This window comes from Pseudomonas sp. AC193, from assembly GCF_979258075.1.
In genome coordinates this window covers 1988332-2001733 of record NZ_OZ409832.1, presented here as the reverse complement: position 1 = coordinate 2001733, position 13402 = coordinate 1988332, and the positions used below count along the sequence as shown (strand labels likewise).

General features: G+C 59.4%; 13 protein-coding genes. 6 read left to right on the top strand and 7 right to left on the bottom strand.

From position 1 onward, the window contains the following. Positions 1-51: 51 nt before the first annotated feature. Positions 52-2442 carry a TonB-dependent siderophore receptor gene (locus ACZZ0D_RS09255; RefSeq protein ID WP_426620200.1) on the top strand — a complete coding sequence of 797 codons (2391 nt, stop codon included), beginning with the start codon at positions 52-54 and terminating at the stop codon, positions 2440-2442. Between the two features lie 58 nt (positions 2443-2500). On the opposite strand, the gene ACZZ0D_RS09250 is transcribed toward ACZZ0D_RS09255, so the two are convergent. Both ACZZ0D_RS09250 and ACZZ0D_RS09245 read right to left on the bottom strand, forming a co-directional pair. Then, positions 2501-2779: a hypothetical protein gene (locus ACZZ0D_RS09250; RefSeq protein WP_159812071.1), complete on the bottom strand. Its 279-nt coding sequence runs from the start codon at positions 2777-2779 to the stop codon at positions 2501-2503. Between the two features lie 123 nt (positions 2780-2902). After that, complete coding sequence (locus tag ACZZ0D_RS09245) at positions 2903-4075, bottom strand: MFS transporter (RefSeq protein ID WP_053120689.1); 1173 nt, start codon at positions 4073-4075, stop codon at positions 2903-2905. 95 nt (positions 4076-4170) lie between these two features. Between ACZZ0D_RS09245 and ACZZ0D_RS09240 the strand changes: the two genes are divergently transcribed. Then, positions 4171-5064: a LysR family transcriptional regulator gene (locus ACZZ0D_RS09240; RefSeq protein ID WP_178124156.1), complete on the top strand. Its 894-nt coding sequence runs from the start codon at positions 4171-4173 to the stop codon at positions 5062-5064. 308 nt (positions 5065-5372) lie between these two features. Beyond that, positions 5373-6671, top strand: coding sequence for an MFS transporter (locus ACZZ0D_RS09235; protein ID WP_053120692.1), 1299 nt, complete (start codon positions 5373-5375; stop codon positions 6669-6671). Between the two features lie 41 nt (positions 6672-6712). Here ACZZ0D_RS09235 and ACZZ0D_RS09230 read toward each other — a convergent pair whose 3' ends face one another. The 3 genes from ACZZ0D_RS09230 to ACZZ0D_RS09220 all read right to left on the bottom strand — a co-directional run bounded on the left by ACZZ0D_RS09230 (position 6713) and on the right by ACZZ0D_RS09220 (position 9789). Beyond that, positions 6713-7642 (bottom strand): LysR family transcriptional regulator, encoded by a 930-nt coding sequence (locus ACZZ0D_RS09230; protein WP_463554781.1) that lies wholly within the window; start codon positions 7640-7642, stop codon positions 6713-6715. 153 nt (positions 7643-7795) lie between these two features. Continuing rightward, positions 7796-8926, bottom strand: coding sequence for an alkene reductase (locus ACZZ0D_RS09225; protein ID WP_463553014.1), 1131 nt, complete (start codon positions 8924-8926; stop codon positions 7796-7798). A 302-nt stretch (positions 8927-9228) separates the two neighbouring features. Further along, complete coding sequence (locus tag ACZZ0D_RS09220; protein ID WP_463553013.1) at positions 9229-9789, bottom strand: hypothetical protein; 561 nt, start codon at positions 9787-9789, stop codon at positions 9229-9231. Positions 9790-10001: 212 nt separating this feature from the next. Here ACZZ0D_RS09220 and ACZZ0D_RS09215 point away from each other — a divergent pair, with 212 nt between their 5' ends. Next, the gene (locus ACZZ0D_RS09215; protein WP_463553012.1) at positions 10002-10211 is read left to right on the top strand and encodes a hypothetical protein; all 210 of its coding nucleotides are present in this window, start codon (positions 10002-10004) and stop codon (positions 10209-10211) included. Between the two features lie 4 nt (positions 10212-10215). Here the strand turns inward: ACZZ0D_RS09215 and ACZZ0D_RS09210 are convergent, their stop codons facing one another. Continuing rightward, positions 10216-11106 carry a transcriptional regulator GcvA gene (locus ACZZ0D_RS09210; RefSeq protein ID WP_463553011.1) on the bottom strand — a complete coding sequence of 297 codons (891 nt, stop codon included), beginning with the start codon at positions 11104-11106 and terminating at the stop codon, positions 10216-10218. 109 nt (positions 11107-11215) lie between these two features. Between ACZZ0D_RS09210 and gstA the strand changes: the two genes are divergently transcribed. Beyond that, positions 11216-11827, top strand: coding sequence for a glutathione transferase GstA (gene gstA / locus ACZZ0D_RS09205; protein ID WP_463553010.1), 612 nt, complete (start codon positions 11216-11218; stop codon positions 11825-11827). 3 nt (positions 11828-11830) lie between these two features. Here gstA and ACZZ0D_RS09200 read toward each other — a convergent pair whose 3' ends face one another. Then, a complete protein-coding gene (locus tag ACZZ0D_RS09200) occupies positions 11831-12529 on the bottom strand; it encodes an alpha/beta hydrolase (protein WP_400749777.1) in 699 nt (232 codons plus the stop codon). Between the two features lie 138 nt (positions 12530-12667). On the opposite strand from ACZZ0D_RS09200, the gene ACZZ0D_RS09195 reads away from it, so the two are divergent. Continuing rightward, positions 12668-13048 carry a RidA family protein gene (locus ACZZ0D_RS09195; RefSeq protein ID WP_053120702.1) on the top strand — a complete coding sequence of 127 codons (381 nt, stop codon included), beginning with the start codon at positions 12668-12670 and terminating at the stop codon, positions 13046-13048. The last annotated feature ends 354 nt before the right edge of the window (positions 13049-13402 follow it).

The following is a 13402-nucleotide window of genomic DNA, read 5'->3' as shown; positions in this document are numbered from 1 at the left end:
GAAGGCCGACTTACAGGCCAATCTGTCGATACCCTTCCTTGGAGCGAGAAAATGAGTTCGTCCGCGGTCACACAGCGCCATCCACTGAGCCACGCCGTACACGGTGTGATTCTGGGTTTGATGGTCAGCAGCTACGCCCTGCCGTCGCTGGCGCAATCTTCGAGCGCCGAACAGCGCAAACAGGTTCAGCAGTGGAATATCGCTGCCGGCCCACTGGCGCCGGCGCTTGACCGCTTTGCGCGCGAGGCTGGCATCAGTCTTTCCTACGATGCATCGAGCGTTGCGAATCGCACAACGGCAGGCGTGAACGGCACGCTGGATACGTCGACCGCACTGTCCACGTTGTTGCAGGGAAGCGAATTGCAGATCGAGCAGCAAGGCCCGTCCGCTTACCTGCTGACACCTCAACCAGCGCCTGCCGGCCCACTTGAACTCGACGCAACGGGTATCGAGGACTACCGCCTCGCCCCCCTCATCATTAATGCCAAGGTCAGGGTCAGTGCCGACGACGACGCCAACTCGGTGGTCGCCAAGGAACTCTGGGTTGGCGGCAAAGTGGCCACCAGCATTCTCAATACACCGGCATCGGTATCGGTGGTCACCAACAAGGAAATGGAACAGCGCAGCGTCAGCACCACGGAAGAGGCGCTGCAATACACGCCGGGCGTGATCACTGACTTCTACGGTACGGATGACCGTAACGACTATTTCCAGATCCGCGGTTTCCAGGCGACCACCTACCGTGACGGCTTGACCCTGAGTTCGATGCGCGGCGTGCGCGAAGATCCATTCGCTTACGAGCGCATCGAAATTCTGCGCGGCGCCAACTCCACCCTGTTCGGCCCCGCGGATCCTGGAGGCTCGGTAAACTTCGTGACCAAACAGCCGCGCTTCGAGCAGTTTGGCCAAGGCTATGTGACCTACGGCTCCTTTGACCATGTCGAGACAGGCATCGATGTCGGCGATGCGTTGAACGACGAAAAAACCCTGGCTGGCCGCTTTACTGCCAAAGGCCAAAACAGCGACCGCGAGTACGATCACTCGCAGGACGACAACCAGTTGTTTATGGGTGGCCTCACCTGGGCACCGACGGATTACACGTCGGCGACGATGATTCTGGACTACCTGAAAACCGAAAGTTCGCCCAACAGTGGTGGCTATCCGCTGGACAAAGAATACGACCGCAGCAAGTTCTATGGCGAGCCCAGCTACAACTTTCACGATGTCGAGCGCACCAGCCTCAGCGGTAACATCACCCATGACTTTGACAACGGTTTCGTACTGCGCAGCAACCTGCGTTACAGCAAGTTGACCGATGATTTCGGCTACGTTTACCTCAGCGACAGCGCCGCGCGAGTCGGTACTACCGTTGACCGCTATCAGTTTGGAACGGACACCGAAGCCGATCAGTTCAACGGCAATCTGATGCTGCAATACGATGCCCGTTTCGAGAACATCGACAGCAGCAGTCTGGTCGGCGTGGAGTACCTCGATTCAACCACCAAGGAAAGCTCGGTCTACGCCCCGACGACCTCGATTGACATTGCAAACCCCGTCTTCACTGGCGTTTCACGCTCAATCGCGCCGTATGCCGTGAACAAGCGAGACGCGACCACCAAAGCCGTATTCCTGCAGCAGAACCTGTCGTTCTACGAGCGTTTCATCGTCACCGGGGGCGTGCGCAACGACTCGATGGATCTGACCAGCAAAGGCCTGGAATCGACTGAGAAAGACACCTTCTCCGAAACCTCTTACCGAGGTGCATTGACCTACATCGTCAACGATGAGGTGTCGACCTATGTGAGCATGGTGGAATCCGTCTCGCCGCCGCAGGTTGGCGTCACACCGCAGACGGGCAGGCAGTACGAAATAGGCGTGAAGTATGCGCCGATGGGGATGGACGCCCTGTTCTCCGCAGCCGTTTATGACCTGACCCAGGAAAACGTCACCATCGCCGTGGTGCTGCCGAGCGGCATCATTGAGCAACAGACGGTAGGCGAATCGCGTGCGCGTGGTCTCGACCTGGAGGCCAAGGCGCAGGTGACGCAGAACCTCAGCCTGATCGGTGGTTATTCCTATATGGAGTCCGAGGTACAGCGCGGTTCGTTGTACGACGGCAGCTCCCTGAAGGGCAATGAATTCGCCACGGCACCCAAGCATTCCGCTTCGCTCTGGAGTTATTACGACGTCCCCGCCACGGATGTCAGCGTTGGCTTGGGTGCGCGCTACGTCGGCTCGTATTACTTCGACGCCGCCAACTCCGGCAAAAGCGATGGCACCACGCTGTTCGACGCCGCGTTCAACTACAAAATCGCCAAGGGCACCGACCTTGCGGTGAACCTCAGCAACCTGCTGGATGAGCAGCACGTGGTCGGTTCCGGCACCGCGAACTTCTACAACCCGGGCCGTGAGATTACCGCCAAAGTGAGTTACAAGTGGTAAGCCGGTAGGCAGGCCTTCTCGCACATTGGAAGCGGTACCCGCTGTACGGCGGGTACCGTCAACCTCGATACACACTAGCTTGATGACCTGCATGATAATCCTCACCCGCCACCGCACGCAGATAGGCTTCGTCTGCGTCCCTTCGCAGGTCGCACCATTCGGTCAGCGTTAACATGCCCAACCGATCCATTTCGTCGGACTGGCGCAACAGTTCGTCGTGCCAGGCATCGGGGCAGTCCATGCGCAGTGCTCGATTCTCCGACATCCGATGCCAGGCATCCAAAGCCAGCAGTCTTGCTTCTTGCTCAGTCGTCAGCTGATTTCTGAAAACATTCATCACATCTACCCCCGAACATTTCCCGGTTGAGCAGGCTGTTTTGAAATAGGTTCAAAAGGGCTGACGAAGCACCGTCTTGCGCAAAGTTCGAATCACTCGTGATGGCGCCTGACCGCCCTCTCGTTAGGGTTGGGTCAGCGCCGCTGCACTTGCTTTCGAGCGCCAGGTAAACGCCAGCACCATCAGCAGGCCCAGACTCGCCATCGCTGCACCGGCCAGGGAGATCGCCGGATAACCCAGCCCGGCATTGATCACCGCGCCGCCCAGCGCCGCGCCAATCGCATTACCAAAATTGAAGGCACCGATGTTGACCGCCGAGGCCAGATTGGGCGCGTCTTTGGCCGCTTCCATGACGCGCATCTGCAGCGGTGGTACCAGGGCGAAGCTGGCGATACCCCAGATCAAAATGGCCACCGCGGCCGGCAAAGGCCAGCGCATCAGGACGGTAAACGCCAGCAAGATCACAATCAGCACGCTCAGCGAAACGATCAGTGTGCGATCGATCGAACGATCCGCAGCCTTGCCGCCCCACATGTTGCCCAGTGTCAGGCCCACACCGAATAGCACCAGCATGGCGGTGATGAAAGCGGAGGACGCGTGGGTCTCGCTGCTGAGGATCGGTGCAATGTAGGTGAAGACCGTAAACATCGCACTCGAGCCGACGACGGTCAGGGCTAACGCGCCCAGCACCGGGCCTCGGCCCAGCACGCGTATTTCGGCCAGTACGCCCACGCTTTGCGGTGCGCGCAGATTGGGCAGCGCGAACCACAACGCCGCCATGGTCACCACGCCAAGGCCGGTAATCCCCCAAAATGCAGTGCGCCAGCCGAACAACTCGCCAAACCACGCGGCCAGCGGCACACCGCCGATGGTCGCCAGGGTCAGGCCCATGAACATTGCCGCGACCGCCCCGGCACGTTTCTCCGGCGCGACCACACTGGCAGCAACGACGGAGCCAACGCCAAAGAACGCTCCGTGATTCAGTGAGGTCACCACCCTGGCGATCATGAGGCTGTAGTAATCGGTCGCCAGCGCTGACATCAGATTACCCAAGGTAAAAATCGCCATAAGACCGATCAGCAACGTTCGGCGCGGAATTTTGCCGGTGGTGAGGATCATCAACGGCGCGCCGAGCAGTACGCCCAACGCGTAAGCACTGACCAGCAGGCCTGCGGCGGGAATTGACACGCCGAGATCCGCAGCAATGCCCGGCAGCATGCCCATCGGGGCGAACTCGGTAACGCCGATGCCAAAGGCACCAATGGCGAGTGCAACAAGGGGTGGATTGATACGCATGGAAAGGCTCCTTATCTATGCCGCCAATGCTACGATCCAAGCGTTTGAGGCGGTAGATAGCGATTTCGGCAATCACCTTTGCGTAAGAGGCACAAATGGACGTCAATGGCAGGTCAGGTGAAATGAGTGTGTTCGTCACGGTGGCGCAGGAAGGCAGTCTTTCGGCGGCGGCGCGCGCCTTGGGGCTGACGCCCTCGGCAGTCAGCCGGATCATCGCGCGCGCCGAACAGCGTCTGGGCACGCGCCTGCTGTTGCGAACCACGCGAGCGATCACCTTCACCGCTGAGGGCGAAGCATTCTTGCGGGGCGCCCGACGTATTCTGGCGGACATGGACGAGGTTGAAGACGCCATCGCCGATCAAGGCGTACCCAAGGGCCGATTGCGCGTCAGCGCGGCGCTTGGCCATGGTCGGCTGGCTATCGTGCCGTTGGTGGCCGCGTTCAGCGCGCAGTACCCGAATATCGTCGTCGACCTCACGCTCGGCGACGAAGTGGTCGACATCCTCGCTGGCCAGGCCGACGTGGCGGTGCGCTTTGGCCATCTGCCCGACAGCCCGCTGACCGCGCGCAGGATCGGCACAACCGGCCAAGTGGTGGTCGCATCGCCCGCGTATCTGCAGCGTCACGGCACCCCGCAAGAACCGCAAGACTTGCTCCGTCACAACTGCCTGCGCTTCAACTTTCGCCGTGCCGAACCCAACTGGCCGTTTATGCGCGACGGCCGCGAGTTTTCCCTGAAAGTCAGCGGCAACATCGAATGCAGCAGTGGTGAAGCACTGGCACAACTCGCCCGAGTCGGCGCCGGCATTGCGCGCATCGGCGAGTTCAGCGTCAGCGAGGATCTGCAGCGCGGCGACCTCATACCGCTATTGGAAACCTGGAACCCCGGCGATCAGGAACCGATTCATGCGGTGTTCGTCGGTGGCTCGACAATGCCGGCGCGAGTGCGCTTGTTCGTCGACTTCTTGCTCGAGCATCACCGGATGTAAGCGGTGTTCATGGTTCGATGCTCAGGCGGCGGATCTGCCGTAACTCACCTGCGTCCTAACGTCGCAGCAAACAGCTATTGGCAAATCCTGCACAAGCCTTAGAATCCCGCGCTCTCAAACAGTCACCCGAGTCGGTGGCTGAAAGCATCGCTGTTAAAAATCACGTACCAGAATGGCTGGCCACACTTGCTCAAGTGCGGCCGATTGAACTGCCCTGCCCGTTCGGCGGGCGCTTGCACAACACACTTCGGTTTGGCATTGCCCTGCGCAGAGACGCACGTTCCGCTGCCCGATCCCTTGAGGTTTCTATGTCTCCGCGTTTGCTGGCCATGGCGCTGGCGCCCCTGCTCGGGCTGTTCATTATTGCCTTGGGCAACGGATTTCTGTCGTCCCTGACCACCCTTCGCCTGGACGCCGCCGGTGCATCGGCGACGATGATCGGTGTCGTGTCATCGGCCTATTTCATCGGTCTGACCTTGGGCGCCTTGTTCAACGATCGCCTGATTCTGCGCATCGGCCATATCCGTGCCTACGGCAGCTTTGCCTCGCTGATCGCCGTAACCATCCTCATGCAGGGTTTGTTTTACGACACGTGGGGCTGGTTCGCCCTGCGCCTGATCAATGGTTGGGCCACGGTCGGCGTGTTTCTGGTGATCGAGAGTTGGCTGCTGCTGGCGGGTGACGCGAAGATTCGCGGACGCTTGCTCGCGCTGTACATGATCGTCTTGTACGGCGCTGGCGTGCTGGGCCAGGCAACGCTGGGCAAGATCACGGGTTTGAGCGACAGCGCACCGTTCATGGTTGCCGGCATGCTCGCATCGCTGTCGGTGCTGCCGATTGTGATCCTGCCGCGCGTGTCGCCTCTGCTCGATCAGGTCGAGCCGCTCAAGCCACGGCAACTGCTGGGCGTGACGCCGACCGGGCTGGTCGGGTGTTTCGGCTCGGGCGTGAGCATCGCGGCGATTTACACGTTGCTGCCGCTGTACCTGCAACGCATGGGTCTGAACGTGGGTGAAGTCGGCAGCATGATGGCCTGGACGATCCTTGGCGCCATGCTTCTGCAATACCCGGTCGGACGCTGGTCTGACCGTCAGGATCGCCTTCAGGTGCTGACCCTTCTGACGGTGGCGTGCACGGTGTTATCGCTGGTGATCGTGTGGCTGCCGTTGTCGTCGACGATGCTCGCGGTGATGCTGTTCTTGCTCGGCGGCGGCGTGTTTGCGCTGTATCCGGTTGCCGTCAGTCATGCCGCCGACCGCGCCCCGGCGGAAGCGTTGGTGCCGATGATTCAGGGTTTGCTGCTGATCAACTCTTTGGGCTCGGCGATCAGTCCGATGATGATCTCACCGGTGATGAACTCGTTCGGCGCAAACGGTCTGTTCTGGGTCTTCGCCCTGGTCAATCTGTGCATGGTCACGTTCTTTTTCTGGCGACGCGGCAAACGCCCGGTTCCGGCCAACCCCGCGCCTTTCGCAGCCGCAGCGACTTTCTCGCCGACAGGCGCGGAATTGCGCGTGACCGAAGATTTGCGCCAAGCGGTGCAAGAGCACCCGCCCATGGTCGATGCATTGAGCGGCGAGCCGGCGCCGCAGTGCGAAACGCGCTGAGTCTCACGCCAGTGCGGACGCTGGCGGCCCGCGCCTAAGCATCAATCCCCCAGATCATCCCAATAAGGCGGAGTGCCGATCGCTTTGATGAAGTACTCCCACACCACGCGAACCTTCTGGGAGCGCATGCGATTCTCCGGGGACAGCAGATGGATCGGGCTAGGCGTTGGCTCCACCGATCCTTGCCAATCCGGTAACAGCCGAATGAGTTGCTGGCTCACGAAACTCTCGCGGCTAAACAGCCAGGACGGAAAGAACACGATCCCCCTGCCCGCCAGCGCCGCTTCCACCAAGACCTGACCATTGTTACTTCGAAGCGGCCCCTGCACGTCGATGATGTCGGCCTTGTCGCTGCCAGGCTTTGTGAAATACCAGCGCTGCGCCCCGCCCGTGCCCTTGTAAACCAGACAGGCGTGATGCCGCAGATCCTCTGGCGACGCGGGTTTGCCGTGCTTCGCGATGTACTGCGCACTGGCGCAAAGGACGTATTGCTGATCGCAGATTTTGCGGCCGATCAACCCGGAGTCGCCCAGGTGTCCGACCCGGAAGATGATGTCGACGCCCTCCTGCACCGGGTCGATAAAGGCATCGGTGACGGTCAGCTCGACCGTCAATTCGGGATACTGGTCATACAGACCGTTCAACAGTTTGACGATGTGCAGGCTGCCGAACGCGACCGGTGCGTTAATCCGTACCAGTCCACGAACCTCGCCACCCTTGCCGGTGATTTCCTCATCAGCGGCATCAAGCAGTTCGAGCACTTCGCGGATTTGCTGGTAGTAGCGCTCACCCGCGTCCGTCAGTTTCACTGCGCGGGTGTTTCGATACAAAAGTTGCTGACCGACCTCTCGCTCCAACGCCGCGATGAAGCGAGAAACGGAGGACGCCGGTACGCGAAAGTGCCGAGCCGTCGCCGAGAAACTTCCAGTCACGGCGACCATGGCAAAGTACCGGTGCGCTTTGAGGTGCATAAAAAGTCCGATCATCAAGAACAGTTGATGGGCACTACAGCAGAACTTCGTCTGCTTGTCCCGCCGCGAGATCCTTTCAGGCCTGTTTGCACCGGACACGAAAAAGCAGCCGCCCCGAATAACGGTGGCGGCTGCCAATGTGTCAGCGGCTACTTAGCCTTTATAAGGCGGGTAATCGACATAACCCTCGGCGCCACCGCCATAGAAGGTTTCGCGCTTGGCTTCGCTCAGCGGCCAGTCGTTCTGCAGCCGCGCCACCAGATCAGGGTTGCTGATGTAAGCGGTGCCGAACGCGGCGAGGTCGATGATGCCGTCATTAATCAAGTCATCCGCACGCTGGCGCGACATGCCGCCCGCCAGAATCAACGCGGTGTCAGGCAGTTTCGACTGAATGGTCGACAGCAAATCGAGGAATGTTTCCTTCGGCCCGCCACCACCGCCCTCGGTACCCGGAGCCGGAAACCCGGACTGATCCATCATATGAACGTAGGCCAATTGCCGCGCGCCAATCTCGGCTGCCAACGCGGTGTAGGTTTCATCGATCTGCTCATACAACGGCATGTCGAACAGCTGACCATACGGCGAAATACGGATGCCCACCCGAGCCGCGCCAATGCGTGCGACCACGGCATCGATCACTTCCAGAGTGAAGCGCAGACGGTTTTCCAGGCGATCCGCCGAGTACTGATCGGTTCGATCATTGACCAGCGGGTTCATGAACTGCTCGAACAGATAGCCATTGGCACCGTGAATTTCCACGCCATCAAAACCCGCCTCGATCGCGTTGTGCGCAGCCTGGGCGAACTCACCGACGATCCGCGACACCTCGGCCGTTTCCAGTTGGCGTGGCGCCGGTGGCTGTACCAGCGCCGGCTTGCCGTCAGCGTCGTAACCAAACGCAGTCGCGCCGACCGCTTGCTTCGACGTGGCGCTCACTGGCAGTTTTCCACCTTCCTGAATCGACGGGTGCGAGACGCGACCGACATGCCAGAGCTGCGCAAACATCTTGCCGCCCACCGCATGCACCGAGTCGGTGGTGAGGCGCCATCCGGCGATCTGCTCGGCCGTGAAGATACCGGGGTTGAACAGATAGCCCTGCCCCTCACGGGAAATCGGCGTGCCTTCGCTGACGATCAAACCGGCGGTAGCGCGTTGTGCGTAATACAACGCGATGCGTTCATCGGCAGCATCATGGGGTGCGCGCGAGCGGGTCAGCGGCGCCATGACAATACGGTTTTTCAGCGTGGTGTCGCCCAGCGCGAATTCGTTGAAGAGTTTGGACATTGGAGTTTCCGATGTAGATCGAATGTGGCGACGATCAGCGGGAGCGACAGTTTGACGATGCGAACTGTCTCGAACTCGCGCCAAAGGCCCTGAGTTGCAACGATGGATCGATGCTAACTTCTGAGCCAGACGGCAACAATCCGCCGAAATCGCAAATGACTATTGCTTTTTCAGCAACGGGATTCGGCTTTTCTCTTCGGAATTTCTGGAGGGTTGTTGCTGGTGCGAGAGAGATAAAGCAAATGGGCGGCTACTTGAGCCGCCCATTTGAGGGTCACGCTTGAATCCATTTCAGGAAAGGCCTAGTTCTTCAACGCAACCTGTTTGGCCTCGATTTTCAGATCACTGAGGCGCTTGAGCATGGCGATGATGTTGACGCGAGCAGAGCCTTCATTGGCCAGGCGCAGACGTTTGACGCCGATAACGGAATCACCGAAACCCGCGGTAAAAGGCGTACGGATGATTTCACGCAGAACAACCTTGTTGGTCGCGGCTTCCACCAACGTGTACTCCACCTCACTGGTAACCTCGAAATTCAGCCCGAACAGCGGCTGGTCAACGCGCAGCAAATTCGCCCGCAGGGCATAAGCAGCGGATTCGCTGCCCAGCAAATCAGCGTTTGCGAGCGATTGCTTGAGTGCAGCGCCAAAGTCAGGGCTGTCGATTTCCGACGTCCACAGAGGATTGGTTTTATCCCCGCCATTCACTTCCGAAACCCGTACGTTATTTTTCAGCTGTGCGTCATAGGTGCTTGCCTTGTCTTGATCGACCGCGACCGTCATGCCGGAAATTTGAGCGGACGTGGCACAGCCCGTGCAGAGGGCGATCAGGGCAGAAGCTAAAAGCAGGCGCAGATAAGTCATTCGAAAATCCTTGAGAGTGTAAAATCCAACGAAGTCGCGAATGCTAGCACTTAGCCACTTTTTCAGCCACCTGGCGATTCCTAGGTTCTTGGCAACTGACTGAAAAACTTGTCCTGTTGGTATCGCAATGGTTGGATAGGCCGGCAGGACGAGGAAACATGTTTGTCGAAGCCGCTCTATTCAGCGGCTGGACTCAGTGAACAGGTTGATCAATGCCGAAGAAAACGCCACCAAACAAAGAAGCCGCCAGCGCCGCCGAAATCGAGCGATCGATTCAGGCCTTGAACAAAATGGCTGAGCGCCTGTGGGGCGATGGTCGCGAAGCTGAGGCTAAAGCCCTGCTTGATGCGCTGGATGCTTTGAATCGCGCACTCGACCGGATCCGCATTGGCGAGAGTCGCCGGGTGGTTACGCTGCACTGAGTTCTTAAGCGTTTGATCGCGCTAACAACCAGTTTCTCAACGCGGTGTTCTTCTTCGAACCTGCGGTTTCATGTGGCGTAACCAGATAGAAACCCAAGTCATCCTGCAAACGCAGAGCAAACGGCGCCACCAGCCGTCCCGCGCGCAAATCATCCTCGACATACGTCGAACGCCCGATGCACACGCCCTGCCCGTCTATTGCCGCTTGCACGGCCATCAATGCCAGATCGAAAGTTAACCGTGATCCTTCCGCCAATTGCTGCGGCTGACCTGCCGCGGCGAGCCACGCCGCCCAGTCTTGAGTGGTCATGCCGCTGACTTGCAGCAAGGTGTGATGGGCCAGGTCTGCCGGGGCGTTCAACGGATTGCTGTGCAACAACGCCGGGCTGCACACCGGGAAAATTTCATCGGACATCAGCCAATCGGCGCGTAACCCCGGCCAGTCGCCACGGCCGTAACGAATCGCCGCATCAATGCCGCCCTTGCGAAAATCTACCAGATCGGTGGAAGCGCTGACCCGCACGTCGATGTCGGGAAAGGCTTGCTGAAAGGCTGGCAAGCGCGGCAGCAACCATTTTGATGCCACCGAGACCAGCGTGCTGATGGTCAGCACGCTGTTATGGCGAGACTCAAGCAGTTGTTCGGTGGATTGGTGTAGAGCTTGAAACGCCGTGCGGATGCCGGGCAGATAAGCTTGTCCGTCGTCGGTGAGCGCGAGTCCGTCCTTCAGTCTCAAAAACAACTGAACACCGAGTTCCTCTTCGAGCCGGCGGATCTGATGACTGATGGCGGTCTGAGTGACATTCAGCTCAGCGGCAGCCAAGGTAAAGCTCATGTGGCGGGCGGCGGCGTCAAAGGCGCGCAATCCATTGAGTGAAGGCAGTCGGCTAGCCATCGTTCGTTCAGTGCTCATGAGATTTTGTCATACGCTAGCACTGGAAATGACCTTTGCCAAAGCCTTGGCGGAAAACGATTCTGACGCTTCTCGATTGCCAGGAAGTGCCATGAAACTGTATTTCGCGCCGATGACCTGCTCTTTATCTCCGCACATTGTGCTGCGGGAATTGGGGCTGCCGTTCGAGCTGATTCGCGTCAATAACCAAACCAAACGCACCGCTGACGGGCGTGATTTTCGCGAGATCAATCCCAAGGGTTATGTGGCGGCGTTGATGCTGGACGACGGCAAGGTGCTAACGGAGGGGCCGGCGATTCTGCAGTTCCTCGCCGATCGGGTGCCGGGGCATGCGCTGGCGCCGGCCAATGGCACGTGGGAGCGCGTGCGTTTGCAGGAGTGGTTGAACTTCATCAGTTCGGAAATTCATGGCGCCAGTGCGCCGCTATTCAGCAGCGAGATCCCGGAACCGGTGAAGGATATTTTCAAGTTGAAGCTGTACAAGCGTCTGGATTTTTTGAGCCAGACGCTAGCCGAGCAGGATTATCTGCTGGGTTGGTTTAGCGTCGCCGACGCCTATCTGTTCACCGTTCTGACTTGGCTGCCGACCTTCAACATCAGTATTGAGGATTGGCCGACGCTGGCTGCTTACATGCAGCGCATCGCCGCTCGACCGAGTGTCCTTGCAGCCCTCGCGGCTGAGGCGGCGACGCAGCCGGTCTGATCCCTAAGGTTTAACCGCAGCGGTTGCCGCCTCATCGATAAACGCCGCGACTTCGGCAGCACGCGAGGCCAACGACGCATGGCTGGCATCCAGTGTGATGATCTTTTTCGCACCGAGTTTTGCCGACATCTGCCGCTGATTGTCGGGATGGATCATGTGATCTTCCGTGGAGATCTGATACCACGACGGCTTGTTCTTCCATGCCGGATTGCTGATCGTGTCGCCGAAGGTGCTGGCCAACGGTGCCTTCTGTGCGACGGCCATGACCAGTGCTTCATCAGCGCTGAGATCCTGGCAAAAACTTTCGTGAAATTTATCGGCTTTGAGCCAGAGGAAACCGTCGCTGTCCGGCGCAAGATTCGGTGCGGCGGCGGGCAGGTGTTGCTGGGTCAGACCGCCGGGGCTTTCGCCGGCATCCGGGGCGAACGCGGCGATGTACACCAGGCCGACGACGTTCGGCTGATTGCCCGCCTCGGTGATCACTGCGCCGCCGTAAGAGTGGCCGACCAGCAACACCGGGCCGCTTTGTTGCGCGATCATTTTGCGCGTGCGTTCGGCGTCGTCGGCGAGGGATGTCAGTGGCATCTCCACCGCGTGAATATCGGTGTAGCCCTTGCGCGCCAACTCGAGGATGACTTTGCCCCAATGCGCGGCGCCACCCCAGAATCCGTGAACCAGCACAATCGTCGGTTTGTTGCTCATGGCCCTGCTCCTGTCTGAGAAGAGAAGATCGTTTGCCAATACCGCGCCGAAGTATGGTGCCGAATGCCGAAACGGGCCATGTCGGTGACGAATCTGTAAACTGGCGCGATTCTTAGTCGCTCACACAAGGGATCACCCATGGCCAACCAAGACATCATCTTCACTCCCGATCCGGACGCGGACTCCATTTCCTCGGACGTGACCACGTTCAACGGGATCATGATGTCCACGCAGATTCCGACCCGTGCCGATGGCAGCCTGGAACTCGGCGATATCACCCTGCAAAGCGAATGCACCCTGCAAGCGCTGAAGGTTGCGCTGGAACGTGCGGGCAGTTCGATGGATCGCGTGATGCACCTGACCATCTACCTCACCGACATGGCCGATCGCGCCGCGTTTAACGAAGTTTACAAACGCTACTTCGCCAAGCCATGGCCGGTACGTGCTGCGGTTGGCGTTGCGTCCCTGGCCGTCGAAGGCATGCGCGTAGAAGTCACCGCCATGGCTGCCAAGGCTTGATTTTCACCCCAGCCTTGCGCCGAACCAACTGACGCCTTCGCGAGCAGGCTAACTCCCACAGGTTTCTATGTCGCCCACCTACTCGGCGACCACCGCTGGATCCTGTGGGAGCGGGCTTGCTCGCGAAGGCGTCAGGTCAGGCAACATCTTTATTGAATGCACCACCGCTTTCGCGAGCAGGCTCACTCCTACAGGTTTGTGTGTCGCCCACCTATTTGGTGACCACCGCTGGATCCTGTAGGAGCTGCGGCACGCTGCGATCTTTTGATCTTGATCTGAAAAGGTCAAAAGATCGCAGTGTGCCGTAGCTCCTGCAAGGGCCCGGTGCCATCGGGCAGCACGGGCGTGCCGGGC

Excerpts from the sequence above, each read along its gene's own strand:
- ACZZ0D_RS09255 (WP_426620200.1), top strand. The coding sequence starts at position 52 with ATGAGTTCGTCCGCGGTCACACAGCGCCATCCACTGAGCCACGCCGTA.
- ACZZ0D_RS09250 (WP_159812071.1), bottom strand. The coding sequence starts at position 2,779 with ATGAATGTTTTCAGAAATCAGCTGACGACTGAGCAAGAAGCAAGACTG.
- ACZZ0D_RS09245 (WP_053120689.1), bottom strand. The coding sequence starts at position 4,075 with ATGCGTATCAATCCACCCCTTGTTGCACTCGCCATTGGTGCCTTTGGC.
- ACZZ0D_RS09240 (WP_178124156.1), top strand. The coding sequence starts at position 4,171 with ATGGACGTCAATGGCAGGTCAGGTGAAATGAGTGTGTTCGTCACGGTG.
- ACZZ0D_RS09235 (WP_053120692.1), top strand. The coding sequence starts at position 5,373 with ATGTCTCCGCGTTTGCTGGCCATGGCGCTGGCGCCCCTGCTCGGGCTG.
- ACZZ0D_RS09230 (WP_463554781.1), bottom strand. The coding sequence starts at position 7,642 with ATGCACCTCAAAGCGCACCGGTACTTTGCCATGGTCGCCGTGACTGGA.
- ACZZ0D_RS09225 (WP_463553014.1), bottom strand. The coding sequence starts at position 8,926 with ATGTCCAAACTCTTCAACGAATTCGCGCTGGGCGACACCACGCTGAAA.
- ACZZ0D_RS09220 (WP_463553013.1), bottom strand. The coding sequence starts at position 9,789 with ATGACTTATCTGCGCCTGCTTTTAGCTTCTGCCCTGATCGCCCTCTGC.
- ACZZ0D_RS09215 (WP_463553012.1), top strand. The coding sequence starts at position 10,002 with ATGCCGAAGAAAACGCCACCAAACAAAGAAGCCGCCAGCGCCGCCGAA.
- ACZZ0D_RS09210 (WP_463553011.1), bottom strand. The coding sequence starts at position 11,106 with ATGGCTAGCCGACTGCCTTCACTCAATGGATTGCGCGCCTTTGACGCC.
- gstA (WP_463553010.1), top strand. The coding sequence starts at position 11,216 with ATGAAACTGTATTTCGCGCCGATGACCTGCTCTTTATCTCCGCACATT.
- ACZZ0D_RS09200 (WP_400749777.1), bottom strand. The coding sequence starts at position 12,529 with ATGAGCAACAAACCGACGATTGTGCTGGTTCACGGATTCTGGGGTGGC.
- ACZZ0D_RS09195 (WP_053120702.1), top strand. The coding sequence starts at position 12,668 with ATGGCCAACCAAGACATCATCTTCACTCCCGATCCGGACGCGGACTCC.